This is a genomic window from Prescottella soli (genome assembly GCF_040024445.1).
In the GTDB taxonomy this organism is placed as follows: domain Bacteria; phylum Actinomycetota; class Actinomycetes; order Mycobacteriales; family Mycobacteriaceae; genus Prescottella; species Prescottella soli.
In genome coordinates this window covers 2194354-2211916 of the sequence record NZ_CP157276.1, presented here as the reverse complement: position 1 = coordinate 2211916, position 17563 = coordinate 2194354, and the positions used below count along the sequence as shown (strand labels likewise).

Annotated in this window: 17 protein-coding genes; 7 read left to right on the top strand and 10 right to left on the bottom strand. The window is 67.2% G+C overall.

Features of this window, described 5'->3' with window-relative positions; all coding sequences use genetic code 11:
- The first annotated feature begins 1 nt into the window (after position 1).
- From hsaD to hsaB, 3 genes are read left to right on the top strand one after another with little or no spacing between them, the layout of a single operon-like run.
- Entirely contained in the window at positions 2-886 is an 885-nt protein-coding gene (hsaD, locus tag ABI214_RS10415) for a 4,5:9,10-diseco-3-hydroxy-5,9,17-trioxoandrosta-1(10),2-diene-4-oate hydrolase (RefSeq protein WP_348609806.1), read from the top strand.
- Positions 883-1782 carry an iron-dependent extradiol dioxygenase HsaC gene (gene hsaC, locus ABI214_RS10410; RefSeq protein ID WP_348609803.1) on the top strand — a complete coding sequence of 300 codons (900 nt, stop codon included), beginning with the start codon at positions 883-885 and terminating at the stop codon, positions 1780-1782. Before hsaD ends, hsaC begins: the two co-directional genes overlap by 4 nt.
- Positions 1782-2369, top strand: a complete 588-nt coding sequence (gene hsaB, locus ABI214_RS10405) for a 3-hydroxy-9,10-secoandrosta-1,3,5(10)-triene-9,17-dione monooxygenase reductase subunit (RefSeq protein ID WP_348609800.1) — start codon at positions 1782-1784, stop codon at positions 2367-2369. The genes hsaC and hsaB overlap by 1 nt, the downstream gene beginning before the upstream one ends.
- 90 nt (positions 2370-2459) lie before the next feature.
- Here hsaB and ABI214_RS10400 read toward each other — a convergent pair whose 3' ends face one another.
- From ABI214_RS10400 to ABI214_RS10360, 9 genes are all read right to left on the bottom strand, one after another.
- Positions 2460-3458: a MaoC family dehydratase gene (locus ABI214_RS10400; protein ID WP_348609797.1), complete on the bottom strand. Its 999-nt coding sequence runs from the start codon at positions 3456-3458 to the stop codon at positions 2460-2462.
- A 4-nt stretch (positions 3459-3462) separates the two neighbouring features.
- Positions 3463-4317: an HpcH/HpaI aldolase/citrate lyase family protein gene (locus ABI214_RS10395; RefSeq protein ID WP_348609792.1), complete on the bottom strand. Its 855-nt coding sequence runs from the start codon at positions 4315-4317 to the stop codon at positions 3463-3465.
- Complete coding sequence (locus ABI214_RS10390; protein ID WP_348609787.1) at positions 4314-5519, bottom strand: CoA transferase; 1206 nt, start codon at positions 5517-5519, stop codon at positions 4314-4316. The genes ABI214_RS10395 and ABI214_RS10390 overlap by 4 nt, the downstream gene beginning before the upstream one ends.
- Positions 5516-6748 carry an acetyl-CoA C-acetyltransferase gene (locus ABI214_RS10385; RefSeq protein ID WP_408585865.1) on the bottom strand — a complete coding sequence of 411 codons (1233 nt, stop codon included), beginning with the start codon at positions 6746-6748 and terminating at the stop codon, positions 5516-5518. The genes ABI214_RS10390 and ABI214_RS10385 overlap by 4 nt, the downstream gene beginning before the upstream one ends.
- On the bottom strand, positions 6741-8438 hold the full coding sequence (locus tag ABI214_RS10380; protein ID WP_348609783.1) for an AMP-binding protein: 1698 nt from the start codon (positions 8436-8438) through the stop codon (positions 6741-6743). Before ABI214_RS10380 ends, ABI214_RS10385 begins: the two co-directional genes overlap by 8 nt.
- Entirely contained in the window at positions 8435-9286 is an 852-nt protein-coding gene (locus ABI214_RS10375) for an alpha/beta fold hydrolase (protein WP_348609779.1), read from the bottom strand. Before ABI214_RS10375 ends, ABI214_RS10380 begins: the two co-directional genes overlap by 4 nt.
- On the bottom strand, positions 9283-10050 hold the full coding sequence (locus ABI214_RS10370; protein ID WP_348609774.1) for a hypothetical protein: 768 nt from the start codon (positions 10048-10050) through the stop codon (positions 9283-9285). Before ABI214_RS10370 ends, ABI214_RS10375 begins: the two co-directional genes overlap by 4 nt.
- The gene (locus ABI214_RS10365; RefSeq protein WP_348609771.1) at positions 10047-11240 is read right to left on the bottom strand and encodes an acyl-CoA dehydrogenase family protein; all 1194 of its coding nucleotides are present in this window, start codon (positions 11238-11240) and stop codon (positions 10047-10049) included. The genes ABI214_RS10370 and ABI214_RS10365 overlap by 4 nt, the downstream gene beginning before the upstream one ends.
- Positions 11241-11347: 107 nt before the next feature.
- Positions 11348-11977 carry a TetR/AcrR family transcriptional regulator gene (locus ABI214_RS10360; protein ID WP_348609768.1) on the bottom strand — a complete coding sequence of 210 codons (630 nt, stop codon included), beginning with the start codon at positions 11975-11977 and terminating at the stop codon, positions 11348-11350.
- 171 nt (positions 11978-12148) lie between these two features.
- Between ABI214_RS10360 and ABI214_RS10355 the strand changes: the two genes are divergently transcribed.
- From ABI214_RS10355 to ABI214_RS10340, 4 genes are all read left to right on the top strand, one after another.
- Positions 12149-12640, top strand: a complete 492-nt coding sequence (locus ABI214_RS10355) for a nuclear transport factor 2 family protein (protein ID WP_348609765.1) — start codon at positions 12149-12151, stop codon at positions 12638-12640.
- Between the two features lie 56 nt (positions 12641-12696).
- The gene (locus tag ABI214_RS10350) at positions 12697-12999 is read left to right on the top strand and encodes a DUF485 domain-containing protein (RefSeq protein ID WP_348611471.1); all 303 of its coding nucleotides are present in this window, start codon (positions 12697-12699) and stop codon (positions 12997-12999) included.
- On the top strand, positions 12996-14615 hold the full coding sequence (locus ABI214_RS10345) for a solute symporter family protein (protein WP_348609762.1): 1620 nt from the start codon (positions 12996-12998) through the stop codon (positions 14613-14615). Before ABI214_RS10350 ends, ABI214_RS10345 begins: the two co-directional genes overlap by 4 nt.
- 291 nt (positions 14616-14906) lie before the next feature.
- On the top strand, positions 14907-15362 hold the full coding sequence (locus ABI214_RS10340; RefSeq protein WP_348609759.1) for an SRPBCC family protein: 456 nt from the start codon (positions 14907-14909) through the stop codon (positions 15360-15362).
- A 52-nt stretch (positions 15363-15414) separates the two neighbouring features.
- On the opposite strand, the gene ABI214_RS10335 is transcribed toward ABI214_RS10340, so the two are convergent.
- Positions 15415-17484, bottom strand: coding sequence for a neutral/alkaline ceramidase (locus tag ABI214_RS10335; protein WP_348609756.1), 2070 nt, complete (start codon positions 17482-17484; stop codon positions 15415-15417).
- Positions 17485-17563: the final 79 nt, after the last annotated feature.

Sequence of the window (17563 nt, the reverse complement as noted above, 5' to 3'; positions counted from 1 at the left end):
GATGACGGCAACCGAATCCGCTGAGCTGACGTACGAGTCGACGTCACGCTTCGCGCAGGTCCGGCCGGACCTGAAGCTGCACTACCACGAGGCAGGCGTCGGCAACGGCCCGACGATCGTGCTGCTGCACGGCGGTGGGCCGGGCGCGTCGTCGTGGTCGAACTTCGCGAAGAACATTCCCGTTCTGGCGCAGCAGTTCCACGTGATCGCGGTCGACCAGCCCGGCTACGGCCAGTCCGACAAACCGACCGAGCACCCGCAGTACTTCCGGCACAGTGCGTCTGCGCTGAAGGATCTGCTCGACACGATCGGTATCACCGAACGCGTTCACCTGCTGGGCAATTCGCTCGGTGGCGGCGCGGCCGTGCGGTTCGCGCTGGACTACCCGGACCGGGCCGGCCGGCTCGTGCTCATGGGGCCGGGCGGGCTGAGCGTCAACCTGTTCGCGCCGGACCCGACCGAGGGTGTCAAGAACCTCGGCAAGTTCAGCTACCAGCCGACGCGTGAGAACCTCGAGGCGTTCCTGCGCATCATGGTGTTCGACCAGAAGCTCATCACCGACCAGTTGATCGACGAGCGCTTCGCTGCGGCCAGCACCCCGGAGTCGCTCGCGGCGGCGAAGGCGATGGGCAAGTCGTTCTCGAGCTCCGAGTTCGAGCTGGGCATGCTGTGGCGCGACGCCTACAAGCTGCGCCAGCCGGTGCTGCTGATCTGGGGCCGCGAGGACCGGGTCAACCCGATCGACGGTGCGCTGGTGGCGCTCAAGATGATTCCGCGGGTGCAGCTGCACGTGTTCGGCGGCTGCGGACACTGGGCACAGCTCGAGAAGTTCGACGAGTTCAACCGGCTCGCAAGCGACTTCCTGCTCGATGGAGGAAAGCGATGAGTATCCGTTCACTGGCCTACCTGCGTATCGAGGCGACCGACATGGCCGCCTGGCGCGAGTACGGGCTCAAGGTTCTCGGCATGATCGAGGGCAAGGGCGCGAACCCCGACAACCTGTACCTGCGCATGGACGACTATCCGGCGCGCCTCGTGATCGTCCCCGGTGAGCGCGACGGTCTCTACGCCACCGGCTGGGAGTGCGCGAACGCCGAAGGCCTGCAGGAGATCCGCGAGCGTCTGGCCAAGGCGGACTGGGAGTTCGAGGAGGGCACCAAGGAGGAGGCGGCCGAGCGTAACGTCGTCGAGTTCATCAAGTGCCGCGACGCCTCCGGTTCCCGCCTGGAGATCTTCCACACCGTCGCCCTGCAGCACCGCCGCATCGTGAGCCCGTACGGGCACAAGTTCGTCACCGGCGAGCAGGGTCTCGGGCACGTGGTGCTCGCGACCAAGGACGACGAGGCGGATCTCGAGTTCTACCGCGACGTGCTCGGGTTCAAGCTGCGCGACTCGATGCGCCTGCCTCCGCAGGTCGTCGGGCGTCCGGCGGACGGTGACCCGGCGTGGCTGCGTTTCCTCGGCTGCAACCCGCGTCACCACAGCCTCGCGTTCGCGCCGCTGCCGAACCCGTCGGGGATCGTGCACCTGATGGTCGAGGTCGAGAACTCCGACGACGTCGGACTGTGCCTCGACCGCGCGCTCCGCAAGAACGTGAAGATGTCGGCGACGCTGGGCCGCCACGTCAACGACCTGATGCTGTCGTTCTACATGAAGACTCCGGGCGGATTCGACGTCGAATTCGGTTGTGAGGGTCTCGAGGTCGAGGACGAGAAGTGGATCGCGAAGGAGAGCACCGCTGTGAGCTTGTGGGGACACGACTTCACGGTGGGGTTCAAGTAGTGTCCGCGCCCGACGCGTCCAGCGTGGGAACCGGCACGGAGATCGATCCGCGCCAGTTCCGTAACGTCCTCGGACAGTTCTGCACCGGCGTCACGATCATCACGACGGTCGACGACGGCGCCCCGGTGGGGTTCGCGTGCCAGTCCTTCGCGGCACTGTCGCTCGAGCCGCCGCTCGTGCTGTTCTGCCCCACGAAGGCATCCCGGTCGTGGGCGTCGATCGAGCGGTCGGGCCGGTTCTGCGTCAACGTCCTCGCCGAGGAGCAGCAGGACACGTGTGCGCGGTTCGGTTCTCGCGAGCCCGACAAGTTCGCCGGAATCGACTGGACGCCTTCGCCGTTGGGATCTCCGATCCTCGACGGCTCGCTCGCGCACATGGATTGCACGGTGGAGACCGTGCACGACGGCGGCGACCACTTCGTGGTGTTCGGCCGGGTCCGCTCGATGAGTGAGATCAAGACCGAGCGGCCACTGCTGTTCTACCGCGGCCAGTACACCGGCATCGAGCCGGACAAGACCGTGCCGGCGAAGTGGCGGGACGACCTCGAAGCGTTCCTCACCACGGCCAGCGAGGACACCTGGCTGTAGAAGACCTGCCCCGGGGGAGGGGAAGGCTGAAGGGTCCCTTCATGCGCTACCAGCGTATGAAGGGACCCTTCATCTGTTGTGGGGAACGATTCAGGTCATCAGTGCGGTGAACTCCCAATCCAGTACCGGGCGGTCGGCCCCCGCCATGCCGTGAGCGTGCACCACGGAGCGCAATTGCACAGCCCACGCGTCACCGACAGGGTCGGCGTGCACAACCCGCAGCGTGCTCGTGAGGGTGTCGCCTTCCTGCACCGGTCCGGTGTGATCGCATGACCGCCAACCGAGTACGGTCACCAGGTTCGGAAGGGCCCGAGTCGCCTGCGCGAGTGCGATTCCGATCGTGTGCCCGCCGTACACCAGACGGCATCCGGCAATTCGCTCGTCATGGTGGACGGCGGCGATGTTCAGGCTCAGCCGCGCCAGTTCGGGCGCACTGGTGACGACATCACCGCTGCCGGCGAACTCCGTGCCCACGAGGTCGGGGGAGAAGTGCTGACCGGCGACTCTTTCCCGATAGGCGGTCAGGTCCCAGCCCTTCGGGACCGACCACGCGGGAGCGTCGGACGGCCCGATCGACGACAGGTCGTCCGCGTGAACGACACGTGCCGGGTCGGGAGCGTCGCTCAGCGGCAACATCGCGCACCGATAGAAGTCGAGGACGGTCCGCCCTTCCTGGTCGGTCGTCGTCATCCGGAGCGCTGCGAGACCGGTGGGCCGGCGACCTGGACGCGCTGAGTTCTCGCGTAGACCGACCACTTCCGTGCGTGTGTACAGGGTGTCGGCCAGGTGCGGGAACCGGTGGAAGCGGAGCCCTCGGTAGAAGAGGTTGGCCTTCACGTGGTGCGTGGCCAGCGTCGACTGCCCGATTGCGATGTCGCACACCAGGCCCGGGTTCGCGACCGCGGTCGGGGCTCCGGTGACCGCCCGCGACAGGTGGGCGTCGAGAGCAAGTCGGATCCGGTCGCCGAGAATGGCCTGATGCGTGGCGGAGAGTCCGTCGGTGAGGGTGACGCCGGGCGAGGTGTCGAACACCGTGCCGACGGTCAACTCGTCGAAGTAGGGTCCCCCGACGAAGCGTGGTCCGGTCATGTCGTCAGCCTCCGATCTGTGCCAGTACGCGTCGAGCGGCCACGGCGACGGCCTCGTCGAGCATCTGCCCGTCGAGTTGCGCGGCCCCGGCCCCGGTGGTCTCGGCCTTGACCATTGCATCGAGCGCGCGGCGGGCGCGTTCGACGGAATCCCGTGTGGGCGTGAAGATCTCGGTAGTCGCTTCGACCTGTCCGGGGTGGATGACCCACTTTCCGTCGAATCCGAGATCGCGGGTCCACTGCGCGGCCGCCCGGAAGCCGGCGTCGTCGGCTATGGACAGGTGCGGTCCGTCGATGGCCTGGATACCGGCGGCGCGGGCGGCGATCAGGACACGATCCTGGACGTGGAGCCAACGTTCGGGCGCGTACCCGTCACCTCGACCGAGGGCGGCTCCCAGGTCGGCGTATCCGATCACGACGGTCTCGAGTCGGTCAGTGGCGCTGCAGATCGCGTCGATCGAGCGAATTCCCTGCGGAGTCTCGATCAGTGCCTGGAGTCGGGCCGTCGAGTCGAGTTCGGTGAGCAGTCGGTCGGCGGTGATCAGGTCGTCGGCGGTGTCGACCTTCGGCAGCACGATTCCGACGCCGTCGAGCGCACCGACAGCCCTGAGGTCGTCCAGCGCCCACGCAGTGCCGAGACCGTTGACGCGGATGGTGACCGTTCGATCGGGCCGATGCTCCCTGATGATCCGGCACACGAGGGCACGCGCCTCGTCCTTACGTGCGGTCGTGACGGCGTCTTCCAGGTCGAGCACCACCTCGTCGGCGGTCGATTCGAGGGCCTTGGCGATCTTGCGTTCGTCCGAGCCCGGGGCGACCAGGGCGCATCGGCGTCGGACGGGTGTCGTGGGGTTGCTCATGTCGTCTCCGGCTTCCCGAGAACGCCCGCGGCGACGAGGGCGTCGATGGCGCTGTCGTCCAGTCCGGCAGCCGCGGCGACCTCCCTGGTGTGTGCTCCGGACACCGGTGCCGGCGCGGCATCGGTGTACGCACCGGACCAGCGGAGCGGGGAACGCGAGGTCAGCATGGCTCCGATGCCCGGATGGTCGACCTCTTGCACGACGACGTCGCCGGCGACGTGGCGGATGTCGGCGGCAACCTCGGCGAGCGTGCGGTACGCGCTCCACAGGACGCGAGTCCCGGCGAAGTCGGTCGTGATCTGTTCGAGCGTGCGGGATTCGAACCAGGGGCGCAGGACTGCAGTGATCGCGTCCCGGGCCGCGTACCGATCGGCCTCCACACTCAGATCGAGTCCGCGGTGGCGTTCGAGTGCGCTGAAGATGTCGGCGGTGTCGGTGACGTCGATCAGCGCGCGCCACTGACCGGAGGTCAGACCCACAACCATGACGGCGTGGCCGTCGGCGGTGGGAAAGTCGGCGCCGTAGCTACCGAACAGGGCGTTGCCCTGACGTGGGCGCCCGGTGCCGCAACGGTCGGCCTCCGCGACCCAGCCCATGCTGGCCACCGCGGACAGCGCGACATCACTCAGTGCCAGTTGCAGATACGCGCCCTCACCGGTCTGCTCGCGACGCCGCAGCGCCGTCACCAGCCCGAGAGCGGCGTACAGCCCGGTCAGCAGATCCCACGCGGGCAGAACATGATTGACAGGCGTGTCGGAACCCTGCGGTCCCGTCATGAGTGGCAACCCGACCTCGGCGTTGACGGTGTAATCGACGGCGGGGGCACCGTCGGCGTAGCCCTCGATGTGCAGGTGGATCAGACCGGGACAGCGCTGGGCGAGGACGTCGTTGTCCAGCCACCGCGCGTGAGCTGCGTTCTCCAGCAGGATCCCGGCCTCGGCGACGAGATCGGTGACGAAACCGCGACCGGCCTCGCTCCGCAGGTCCACGGTCACCGACTTCTTCGCCTGGTTGAGGCCGGCCCAGTAGAGGCTGACACCGTCGTCGGTGACGGGCCAGCGGGCGCCGTCGACGGCGCCGGAGATCGGATCGACCCGGATCACCTCGGCGCCGAGCTCGGCGAGGACGCGTCCGGCGGTGGGTCCGGCGACGAACGACGACATGTCGACGACGCGAACTCCGTCCAGTGGCCGTGCGGTCATGACACCCTCTCGAAGATCGCCGTCAGTCCCTGCCCGCCGCCGATGCACATCGTCTCGAGGCCGTAGCGCGCATCGCGGCGCTGCATCTCACGCAACAGTGTGGTGAGGATTCGCACGCCGGTGGCACCGACCGGGTGACCCAGTGAGATGCCCGATCCGTTGACGTTGGTGCGCTCGTGATCGGCGGCACCGAAGTTCCACTCCCGCATGCACGCGAGGGCCTGTGCCGCGAAGGCCTCGTTCAGTTCGATCAGATCGATTCGGGACAGGTCCAATCCGGCGCGCTCGAGTGCACGCGCCGTCGACGGAACCGGACCGATGCCCATGATCGACGGCTGCACACCGGCGACGGCCCACGTGACCAGGCGAGCAAGTGGATTCAGCCCCAGCCGCTCCGCAGTGGCACGCGTCGTCACGAGACAGGCTGCGGCGCCGTCGTTCTGGCCGCTGGAGTTGCCCGCGGTGACTGTCGATTCCGGGTCGGTCCTCTCCATGACCGGACGCAGGCGGGCGAGTGATTCGACGGTAGTGTCGGCGCGGGGGTGCTCGTCCCGCGTGACGGTGATGGTGCCGCCGCCCTTGACCGGGACGTCGACGGGCACGATCTCCTCCGCGAACACCCCCGACTCGATTGCCGCGACCGCGCGTTGATGGGACGTCACGGCGAGCTCGTCCTGCTCCTGCCGGCCGATGCCGTAGGTGCGACGTAGGTTCTCGGCGGTCTCGAGCATGCCCCCGGGAACCGGATGGTTCCGGCCGCCGGCCGTGACGCGCCCGCGGGCCAGACGGTCGTGCAGAGCCGCTGGGGCGCCCTTCGCTCCCCAGCGCATCGACTCGGTGTAGTACTCGGCGCGGCTCATGGATTCGACGCCGCCCGCGATGATCAGCTCGGCGACACCAGTCTGGACGCGCATGGCCGCGTCGAGTACCGCCTGCAGACCTGAGCCACAGCGTCGGTCCAACTGTTGGCCAGGCACGGTGACGGGCAGCCCGGCGTCGAGCGCGGCCACCCGGCCGATCGCAGGGGCCTCGCCGTTGGGGTAACACTGGCCGAAGATGACGTCGTCGATCGACTCGGGGGCAATCCCTGTGCGTCGCACCAGCTCCGAGATCACCCGGGCACCGAGGTCGGCGGCGGGAACGTCGCGGAAGACCCCGCCATACCGCCCAACGGGGGTTCGCAGGGGCTCACAGACGACGATATCGGTTGCTGACGGTGAGTTACTCACTGCGGAAATCCCTTTCACGATCGGTCCACTGCTGCGCCCACTCGCGCAGTTCGACGGCTCGGATCTTGGTGCCGTTTCCGCCTACGGTGGTGGGCATCTTCTCGATGACGTGTACGGCCGACGGCACCTTGAATGCCGCCAATGTGTCCGCACACCACTGCCTGAGGCCGGCTGCCGTGACCGCCGCATTCGCGACGGGGACGACGAACCCGACTGCCTGGGTGTAGCCGCCGGGCCCGGTGATCCCGACGACCTTCGCGGTCTGCACTCCGGTGTGTGCCGCGAGGCGGGTCTCGATCTCGGCGGGGTCGACGAGGAATCCGCGCAACCGCAGGGCATCGCCGGCGCGGCACACGTAGGTGAACCCACCGTCTCCGGTCGCGACCGCGAGGTCGCCGCTGCGGAACCATCCGTCCGCCGTGAACGCTTGCGCTGCCGCCTCGGGATTGCCCAGATATGCGTCCGCGACGTTCGGTCCGCGGACCTGGAGTTCGCCCTGGTCGCCATCCGGCATTGCGGAGTCATCGTAGGGGTCGGCGATGCGCACCGAGATCTCGGCGCTCACGGGTCGGCCGCCGCCGTTCCACCGCACCGATTCCGAATCGTCGGAACTCCAGAAGAGCATGAGCGCGAACACCTCCGACGACCCGAACACGCCCGTGGTGAGGGCGTCGAACTCGTCCCGTGCCCAGCGCGCGATCTCGTGCGAGCGCCCGAGGAAGTCCGCGATACCGAGCCACTTCAGCGACGACAGATCCCCGCGGACCTCCCGCCATGTGTCGTGAAGCCTGCCGTAGAGATCGTCGCCGCCGACGACGTGCGACACCCGTTCCGACTCCATGACGCGCAGGGTCACGACGGGGTCGAACACCGGAATCATGAGGACCGCGCCGCCGCCCGCGAGGGTCGCCATCGCGGTGTTGAAGCCGAACACTCCGGACAGCGGCAGCACGCACAGCGTCACGTCGCCGGGCACGATGCCCATCCCGGCAGCGTCGGCCCGGGCATGCCCCACCACCGCGGACTCCCGGTGGGCGGCCAGCTTCGGGGTTCCCGTCGAGCCCGAGGTGGTGAAGGCGACAGCCAACGGATCGCCGGGGTCCCCGAGGGCACCTGCCGCGGTCGCAGTCGCGGTCGCGGGCGTGCGAGGCGCTGACGCCCCGCGCGTGTCGCCGCTACCGGCATGCCATGAGCCGGAGCCGAGATCGAATGCCGCGGAGTCGAAATCGGTGGCCGACGGGAGCGGGTCACCGGGTGCCCGCACCACCGCGACGGCCGGGGGATCGACGTCGCCGTCGGTGGCCGACATAGCCTCGCCGAGCATGCCGAACAGGTCGAGACCGTGGAAGTCCTCGGCAACCGCCACCACGGCGGGCCGCGCGGCGCGGAGGACGTGCTCGACCTCGCCGATGTTGTAGCGGGTATTGATGCCGATGACATGGGCTCCGAGCGCCGACGCCGCGAACTGCCAGGCCACGGTGTCGGACCAGTTCGGCAGGAACACCGCGACGCACTGCCCGCGCCGGAGTCCGACCTCTGCCAGTTCGGCCTCGAGGAGTCGGACACGGTCCCGCAGCCGGGTCCGGGTGATGGTGACGGTGTCCGTGCCGATCACGTCGATCCCCGCGGTCGCCTCCGGGGCCGCGGCGACGAACTCGTCGAGGAACGACGCGAGAGTCGCACCGGTCATGAGGCGGCCTCCACTCGTTCGACCGAAGCCAGTTCGTCCAGCCACCCGGCAGCGACGTCGGCGAAGTCCTCGACCTCCTCCATCGGATAGTGGCCGATTCCGGTCAACAGCGTGAAACGAGCGCCGCGGATGCGGGCCGCGTCGACCTTGACCGTGTCGGGCGCGATCCACGGATCCTGCTCTCCCGCAACCATGTGCACCGGGCAGGTCGTCAGGCACAGACGGTCCCGGACGTCGTGGTCACCCCAGCCGATGAGATCGGACGACGAGATCACCGGATCCTCGCGACGGTGCATGGTGGCGATCAGCTGGGCCCTCTCGGCGGAAACGGTGTCGCCCACCGACGCCAGGGTGCCGAGGTACGTGCGTTCGCCGCGGGACGGCCCGGCGACGTCCTCGAGTTCGCGTCGCAGGCCGGCCACGTTCACCCGGCCCGGTCCGGCTTCGGCGGCCATCGCGATGGCACCAGCCAGCGGGCGCTCCGGTCGCGTGGCGAGTTCGAGTGTCAGCTTGCCGCCGATCGAGCAGCCGATCACGTACGGACGCTCGACGTCGAGGGCGTCGAGCAGTTTCGACAGCCAGTCGCCGTACACCGTGAGGTCGACGACCGGGCCCTTGACTGCAGGCTCGGATCGGCCATGGCCGGGCAGGTCGGGCACGATCACCCGGTATCCCTTGTCCGCGAGCGTGGAAGCGACGTGGCGCCACTGCACGCCGCTCTGGCCGGCCGTGTGTATACACAGCACAGTCCGCGTATCAGCGTCGGCCGCGTCGGTCCGGACTGTCGGATGAACGATCTCGACGAAGCTCAGCGCAGAGTCGATCGTCAGGTAGCGGGCTTCGATCACGACTGTGCCTCCTGAGCGATCGCGCGAGCGTGCGCGATGACGATGTTGAGTGGCTTGGTCAGCCGCAGATACTCGTATCCATCTCCAGCGGAGGAGAATTCGCCTGTGATGGCGCGGCGCATGAAGTCGTTGCGCTCACCGAGCATCAGGTCCACCCAGGTGTGCCCGGGCGCGATGAAAGTGAACGTCGCGCCGCCGGGGGTCCGCCGGGTGACATCGATGATCCTGCCGCGGTAGACGCGCAGGTGGATCTCACGGTCGTCGCAGCGCAGTCCGATCGTCCCGTCCCACGTCGCGAGTGACGACGCGAAGTCGGGGTCTGCCGCGAGGGAGTCGCGCACGAGCACACCCCATCGTTCGGCACAGAAGTCGGTGGCGGGCACGGCGGGCGCGGTGCCACCATCGCGAACCCGCCACGTCTCCACGGCATCTTCGCGCAACGTGTTCGCGTTGTCCCGCAGGATAACCCGACGTGTCACCAACGTCGTGTCGCCTTCTGCCACCACCCGGGTGATCACGGACTCGGTGCGGACGCTGTCGTCGGGATCGACGGGATCGTGTGTGCGCCACGACAGGCACTCGCGCACCGCCGACGCGGTCCCGGGAAGCGGCGTCAGTAGTTCGGCGACCGTCGGACCCAGGAGCGAAGTGCCTGCGGGCAGTGCAATGCCGGACTCGGCGAGTAGCGCGTTGACCCGGGCGTGCCGGCTCTGCGTCCGCTCACCGACGCGGAGCGTGGGGCGTGAGGTTGTGCCGACGCTCATGACGTGGCCCGACCGAGCAGCTCGTCGGAGATGATCCGCATCTGGATCTCGCTGGTGCCTTCGAAGATCTTCGTCAGGCGAGCGTCACGCCAGTGCCGCTCGACCTGGAAGTCGGTGGTGTAGCCGGCGCCGCCGTGGATCTGCACGGCCTCGCTGGTGACCTGTTCGGCCATCTCGGTGGCGACGAGCTTGGCCATCGACGCCTCGAGCGAGCAGCGGCGGCCGGTGTCGATGTCGGTGGCGACGGAGTACATCAGCTGGCGGGCCGCCTCGATGTCGGCGGCCATCTTGGCGATCTTGAACCGCAGATGCTGGAAGTCGCCGATCGGCTTGCCGAACTGGCGCCGGGTGTGGACGTACTCGATCGAGTCCTCGAGGGCGGCCCGGGCCAGTCCGATCGCGCGAGCCGCGGTGTGCGCGCGGCCCACCTCGAGACCGCTGACGGCGAGGTAGAAGCCCTTGCCTTCCTCGCCGAGCATCTTGTCGGCCGGAACCCGGAAGTTGTCGAATGCCAACTCCCATGTGCTCCAGCCGAAGTAGCCGATCTTCCGGACTTTGTTCCCCGAAATGCCGTCGGGGAACGAGCCGCGCTCCTTCTCGATCAGGAAGGCGCTGATGCCGCGGTGCGGCTTGGCGGGATCCTTGTTCGGATCCGTGCGGGCGAACAGCACGAGGTAGTCGGCGTCGTCGGCGTACGTACACCACATCTTGGTGCCGTTCACGACCCACTCGTCACCGTCGCGAACCGCGCGGCACGAGATGTTCGCGACGTCTGATCCGGCCTCGGCCTCGGACAATGCGTACGCGCCGAGGTACTCGCCGCGGGCGACCCTTGGTAGCAGCGCCGCCTCCTGCTCGGCGGTGAAGCCACCGCCCATTCCATTGCCGCGGGCGAGCAGGCCCGACACGCTCATCCAGGCGCGCGAAAGTTCCTCGGCGACCAGGCAGTACTCGAACACGCCCAGGCCCAGGCCGCCATGCTCCTCGGGGATCATGATTCCGAAGAAGCCGATGTCGGCCATTGCCTGCTTCAGTGAGTCGGGGATCGTGCCCTGTACCGGGTCGAGCTCGTTGGCGACCGGCAGTACCTGCTTCATGGCGAACTCGCGCGCCAGGTCCCGGATAGCGAGGCGTTCTTCGGTGAGGTACCGCGGGGAATCGACACGCGGCTGTGAAGGTCGGTGAGTCATGCGCTCTCCCTAGTAAAGATTAACGCTTGTTAACCAAGTAGAGCATGCAATCGCGCGGCGCGTCAACGGATCCGGTGTCAGGCGTGGCAGGGGGAGTGTGCCCTCCCTCAGCGGGGTCGGTATCCGACCAGGTTGAGGGCGTAAACGCCGTGTGTGTCAGCGACTTCCTGGGCCGACAGTGCACCCTCTGGACGGAACCACAGTGCGATTCCCGCGCACATCGTCAAGACGGCGGTGACTGCCTGGTGAACGTGTGGAACTTCGAAGATGCCCTGCGCGATGCCTTCCTCGGCGATCGTGACGAACAGGTGTTCCTGCGCGTCCCGGGATCCGACCACGCGTTTGCGGTCGAGCTCCTCGAGGTAGCGCAGCTCGGTGTTCGCGACGAGGCAGGACTTCTGGTTGCGGGCGGTGTAGAGCGCGTGGGCGGTCACCGCCGCACGCCACTGGTCAGCCGGCCCGGAACCGGCTTTGCGCAGCGCATTGCGCGTGGCGGTGAACTGCTCGTCGCTCGCGGCCCGCAGGATCTCGACCAGCAGTTCAGCCTTGTTCTCGAAGTGGTTGTAGACGTTGGCGGCGCTGCAGCCCGCGTTGGTCGCGATGTTCCGCATCGTTGCACCGTGGAAACCGGCCGCATAGAACTCGTCGAGCGCGGTCTCGAGGATGCGTTCGCGTACACCCTCGTTTGCCGCTCCTCGCGTCCTGGTCAGTGCCTTCGCGCCCGATCGAGTGTTCATGTCTCGGAGGGTAGAGCGACGCAGCCCTGCTGATCAAGGACGCACCCGGCGGCCTTGACCAAATCGGGGCGAGGGTCTTATGGTCTGCATCACATGAACGCACGTTAACCAATGTGTCGTCGAATCTTCCCCGCATTCACTGCTCGTACCCCTCACGAGGAGCCTTACCCCATGAGCACTTCCGAAGACCGACTCGAAGACCGGATCCGCCGATTGGAGGACATCGAAGCCATCCGCCAACTCGACGCCCGGTACTGCCGCTACCTGGACGACGGCAACTGGGACGAACTGATGGCCTTGTTCACCGAGGACGGAGAGTTCGACGGACTCTCACACCCGAAGGGTCGCGCCGCCATGCGGGAGTTCTTCGCCGGGCTGGCAGAGGGGGGTCTCACGTCGTTCTGGCACTTCATCACCAACATGGAGATCGAACTCGACGGCGACCGCGCCACCGTCCGGTCGTTCCTGTGGCAGCCGTGCGTCACCGACGGTGCACCGTCGATCGCGGCCGGTCGATATGAGGATCACGTGGTCAGGATCGAAGGCCGCTGGCTCTATCGCGTCAAGCAGGTCCGTTTCCACTTCTTCGGCCCCCTCGCCGACGGTTGGGACGAGAACCTGTTCGCGCTGGACACTGCGCGGCGTGCGGCGGTCAACCCGTGAGCGCGCCGGTCCATGGGGACCGTCCGGGCTCGGCCACGCACGTGCGGTGGTCGGACATGCTCACCGTCGCCGAATTCATCGAACTCCGCCGGCGCCGGCGGGTGGTGACCAACAGTCTCGGTACCGCTGCGATCGTGCTTCTCGCAGTCTTCCTGCTGGGATTCGCGTACTTCCCTGACCAGCTCGGCGGCACCTCGGTGGCGGGCGTCCCGCTGTCTCTGTGGCTGATGTTCTCGCAGTTCGCCGGAACATGGGTGCTGGTGTACCTGTACTTCCGTCTCACCCGTACCTACATCCAGCCCGCGGCCGACGCAGCGCTCACGGCCATCGACAACTACCGACAGGAGCACGTGGCATGACCGGCGAACCCGACTTCCTCGCCATCGCCATCTGCGCGGCGGTGATCTCCCTGACGCTGTGGGTAACCTTCGCGGCCTCACGTCGCAGCCGCAGCGCAGACGGCTTCTTTGCCGCAGGACGCTCGATCACAGGCTGGCAGAACGGTTTCGCGATCGCCGGCGAGTTCATCTCTGCTGGAAGCTTTCTCGGAACAACTGGCCTGATCTTCTACAAGGGTGTCGACGGGACGGTGATCCTGTGCGCGTCGGTCGTCTCGTTCCTGCCCGTGCTGTTCCTGCTCGCGGAGAAGATGCGCAACGTCGGCAAGTACACGCTCGCCGACGTGCTGGTGTTCCGCACCCAAGCACGGCGGGTGCGGGTGGTCGTCGCGTTCAGCACCATCGCGACAGGCATGTTCGTCCTGCTGGCACAGCTCGTGGCGGCCGGCGTGCTGCTCGAGTCCGTATCGGGGATTCCGTTCTGGCTGTCGGTAATTGTCGCCGGAAGTCTCATGGGCATTTATGTTTTCGTCGGAGGCATGCTCGCCACCACATGGGTGCAGGTGATCAAGTCGTCGATCCTGTCGGTGCTGGCACTGATCGTAGGACTGGGCATCCTGTCGAAGTTCGGCTTCAGCTTCCCGAAGGTGTTGTCGAACGCCACCGAGCACGCGGTTGCAGGCGACGCGGTCCTGTCGCCCGGGCTGATCTTCGCGTCGGGTGGCGCTGTCAACCTCATCTCGTACGGCCTCACCTTCGCGCTCGGCACGGCCGGCATGGCGCACATCCTGATTCGATTCTTCACCGTGCCCGAGGCTGCCACGGCTCGACGCTCTCTGGGGTGGACCGTCGCGCTGTGCAGTGGCTTCTACCTCATCGTCGTGCTGATGGGGTTCGGAGCCGCCGCTCTACTCGGTGACGGTGGCGCCGAACGTGTCGGTGCCGGAGGCAATCTCACCGCACCGGTGCTGGTGACCGAACTCGGTGGAGGCATCGGAACAGTCGGTGGTTCCATCGCGTTGGCCCTGGTCTCCGCCGTGGCGTTCGCCAGCATCGTGGCAGTGGTCGCCGGTGTGGTCATCTCGGCCGCCGGTACCTTCGCACACGACGTGTGGCCGACACTGATCCGCCGCGACCGTGGACACAACGCGGATGTCGCCGCGGATACCGCCGTCGACGACGTGCAGGAGGCGAAGGTCGCGCGATTCGGCGCAGTCGGGTTCAGCGTGATCGCGATCCTGCTGACCATGGCAATTGGCGACAGCACCAACATCACGTACTTCATGGGCATGGCGTTCATGGTCGCGGCCAGTGCCCACCTGCCGAGCCTGCTGTTGAGCCTGAACTGGCGACGGTTCAACAGCACCGGTGCGGTGTGGGGCATCGTCGTCGGACTGGTGTCGACGATCGTGAGTTTGATGTTCACCGAAGCGCTGTGGATGGGAAGTGGCCCGGCGCCGCTGCACATCCAGCTGCCGGTGATCATCACCTTGCCCCTCGGCCTCGTGGCCTGTGTCGTCGGTTCGCTGCTGGGGGAGCGGCGGATCGAGGTACGGGAGGACTCCGAGGAGAAGTTCGCGGAGATGTTGGTCCGCGCGGAGACCGGGATCGGCGCCGAGGTGGCGGTCTCGCACTGAGCTGATTCACCGAAGGCACGGAGGGTCCCTTCATGCGCTGCCGGCGTGTGAAGGGACCCTTCAACTCTTTGGGCATCGGCTCGAGTCTTCAGTTGTGGGCGCGGCCGGGCTACGCTAATGAGTGGCACGTGTCGGGTCCTGCGGCTTTGCAGCGCGCATCGGGCGTGCGGCCGAATCGGTTGTCCGAGTGCCGGGTTGGTGCCCTCTTTTCTCTTCGATCCCGTATCCGGCTGTGGTGGAACGGGAGTCGTGTGGCACCGTCGCGACGATTCAGCTGAGGATGTGAGATCCATGGCCAAGACAATCAAGACGAACGAGTCCATCGTCATCAACAGTCCGGTCGGCGAGGTGTTCGCCTACTTCACCGATCCCGAAAACGTTTCCGATTGGGGAAGCAGTATCGACGAGTACAAGATGGTGTCGGGATCGCCGGAGGAAGTCGGATCCCTGGCATCGGTGACCACGAAGGTCGCCGGTCTGCGTCTTCATGCGACCGAGGAGGTCACCGCGTACGAGAAGAACAAGCGGGTAGGCTACGAATCCAAGGAATCGCGGATCGGGTACGAGCGTGAAATCGACTTCGACACCGACGGCGACGGGGCTACCAGGGTGACGTTCCGACTGGATGCCGAGGGCGGTACCGGGCTGTTCAAGTTCGGCGACACCATCGTCCAGAAGCTGTACTCCCGCGACGTGCGCGCCAATCTCGAGAACGCCAAGACGATTCTCGAGTCCCAGAACGGCTGAAGGGTCCCTTCACGCGCGGACAGCGCATGAAGGGACCCTTCAGCTCCAGCGGTTAGCGGCGGACCGTGAACTCCGCCGATGTACCGGTGAGGGGGAAAACCGCACCGGCGGGGTTCTTCCAGTTGCCGAAGTGCTGGACTCGGTAGGTGCCCGACGGGGTGCCCGCCGGGACGTCCCACGTGATGCGCGCGATCGACGCGTTGACGCCGTCACGGCGCCACCGGTACTTGGTGGCCCAGTCGCCGTCGTCCGCATGCCGGACCCAGCGGTCGCCGTCGCGCCGCTGCACCTCGAAATACGTTCCGCGGCGGTGCAGGTCGTTCTTGGGGTGTCCGGTGACGAACTCGGCCGCCACCTGCTCGCCCGCGCCGACGCTGTCGGCGGGCTGGACGACGACGTCGCCGAAGTTGCGACCTGGCGGTGGGGCATCGAACGGGAAGTCCTGCCCGAACCCGGGCTGGAAGCCGGACAGGTCGCGGGGTGCCGGTCCACGGGGGATGTCCGCGCCGACCTTCATCGCGGCCGCGAGTGCTGCGAAGCCCTGTTGGTAGGCGGGAAGAGTATTGCGACCGAACAGCGTGGAGCCGCCCTCGTACTGCTGCGCGTCGTACTCCTCGGGCGTCGCGCAGTAGCTCGAGTAGGCGTTGGCGTAGCCCTGGAAGATGACGTTCTCGAGCGGAACGCCGAGTTCCTCGGCGACCGTGCGCCGGATGCGCAGACCCGAGACGATGGTGAATTCGGCCGGTCCGCCCACGACGTAGATGTCGCCGATGCGGATGATCTGGATCTTGAGCACGTGCGGCACCCAGCCGTCCGGGGGCAGCAGGCCGACCGGCACCAGTACGAGCTTGGGAGCCTGTGCGTCGGCGAGCCACTGCGGGGTCGGGGTGTCGACGCCGCCGAGCGCGTCGATCATCGGATTGTGCATGCCCTCGGTGAAGAGCTCGATCGCCGGCCCGTCCTCGGTGCTGCCCGCGGCCATTCCGGCGCCGATGCAGGCCGGTGCGGTGCGACGCGGCTGACCGTCGGAGGTGTATTTGCCGTCGACCAGCTGATTCGCCATGTCCAGGTACATGATTCGGCTGTCGATCGTCGTCGACTTCAGCGGCGCCGCCTGCTTGAACGCCTCGCGTGCGGCGGCCACCTGGCGTTCGCCGATGATGCGGGTGTTCTCGAATTCGTCGGCCGTGGGTCCGTGACCCGGCTGCAGGTCGAGATTGGGGGACATGTCGCCGGTGTTGGTCTGCGGGAAGCACGCGACGAATGCGGGCTTGCCGTCGAGGTAGCGCACCCCGGCGACGTCGTGCTCCCAGAAGTACGCGGCGGCGCCCTTGTTGTCACCGGAGATCAGGTGGTTCTTGTTGGTGAGTGACGCGCCGTGGGTGGGGAACCAGCCGATGCCGCCGACGTTGTCGCCGCCCTGGCTGATCCTGAGCACCCGCATCGAGGTGTCGATGCCGAGCGGGTAGTAGTCCTTGTCGCGCTGCGGGTTCCGGTCGAACGCTACGCGGGATCGGTTGACGCTGGCATCCTTCAGTTCGCTGCGTCCGTAGGCCACGGTGCCCGCTGCGAGGTTGTCGTGGGCGGCGCTGATGGCCTCGACCACGCCGTCGACCTCGGCGTCGAACACCTGCGGCTGGAAGCCCAGCGTCGCGAGGCTGTACGCGTAGTCCTGCGACGCGCCGCCGCACGCCGCGTGCGAGTGCACGGCCGTGAGCATCACGTTCTTCTCGGTGTACAGGTCGCCGTACTTGGCCGCCAGCCGGGCGAGGACGGCATCGTGGACGGCCTGGAAGACCATGCAGGTGTCGGCGCACGTGTACACGACGCGGTTGTCGTCGGCGTCGGCGAAGACATACGCGCGCACGCGGGTCCGCTGATGCAGGCCCTCCGCCCTCTGGTCGAACTGCGAGTACCCCATCATGCCGTTCTCGGCGACGGGCCCGGTCATGTCCGAGAGGCCGACGCCGACCCGGAATCCCTGCTCGGACGCGGTGCGGTGGGCGGGGGCGGAGGCGGAGCGGGGCTGAGCTGAAGCGGTGGAACCGGCTGCGTTGGCTATGGCTGCGAGCGCCGGTGCGGCCGCGGCTCCGGCCAGCACACTGCGTCGACTGATCGTCAAGACGTAATCCTTTGCGCGAGGTGGATAACCGAAGTTGATCAAATGTCCAAGTCTTCAGCACACACCAGATGGTCTGGAT

Excerpts from the sequence above, each read along its gene's own strand:
- hsaD (WP_348609806.1), top strand. The coding sequence starts at position 2 with ATGACGGCAACCGAATCCGCTGAGCTGACGTACGAGTCGACGTCACGC.
- hsaC (WP_348609803.1), top strand. The coding sequence starts at position 883 with ATGAGTATCCGTTCACTGGCCTACCTGCGTATCGAGGCGACCGACATG.
- ABI214_RS10400 (WP_348609797.1), bottom strand. The coding sequence starts at position 3,458 with ATGACCGGACCACGCTTCGTCGGGGGACCCTACTTCGACGAGTTGACC.
- ABI214_RS10395 (WP_348609792.1), bottom strand. The coding sequence starts at position 4,317 with ATGAGCAACCCCACGACACCCGTCCGACGCCGATGCGCCCTGGTCGCC.
- ABI214_RS10390 (WP_348609787.1), bottom strand. The coding sequence starts at position 5,519 with ATGACCGCACGGCCACTGGACGGAGTTCGCGTCGTCGACATGTCGTCG.
- ABI214_RS10380 (WP_348609783.1), bottom strand. The coding sequence starts at position 8,438 with ATGACCGGTGCGACTCTCGCGTCGTTCCTCGACGAGTTCGTCGCCGCG.
- ABI214_RS10370 (WP_348609774.1), bottom strand. The coding sequence starts at position 10,050 with ATGAGCGTCGGCACAACCTCACGCCCCACGCTCCGCGTCGGTGAGCGG.
- ABI214_RS10365 (WP_348609771.1), bottom strand. The coding sequence starts at position 11,240 with ATGACTCACCGACCTTCACAGCCGCGTGTCGATTCCCCGCGGTACCTC.
- ABI214_RS10360 (WP_348609768.1), bottom strand. The coding sequence starts at position 11,977 with ATGAACACTCGATCGGGCGCGAAGGCACTGACCAGGACGCGAGGAGCG.
- ABI214_RS10355 (WP_348609765.1), top strand. The coding sequence starts at position 12,149 with ATGAGCACTTCCGAAGACCGACTCGAAGACCGGATCCGCCGATTGGAG.
- ABI214_RS10350 (WP_348611471.1), top strand. The coding sequence starts at position 12,697 with ATGCTCACCGTCGCCGAATTCATCGAACTCCGCCGGCGCCGGCGGGTG.
- ABI214_RS10345 (WP_348609762.1), top strand. The coding sequence starts at position 12,996 with ATGACCGGCGAACCCGACTTCCTCGCCATCGCCATCTGCGCGGCGGTG.
- ABI214_RS10340 (WP_348609759.1), top strand. The coding sequence starts at position 14,907 with ATGGCCAAGACAATCAAGACGAACGAGTCCATCGTCATCAACAGTCCG.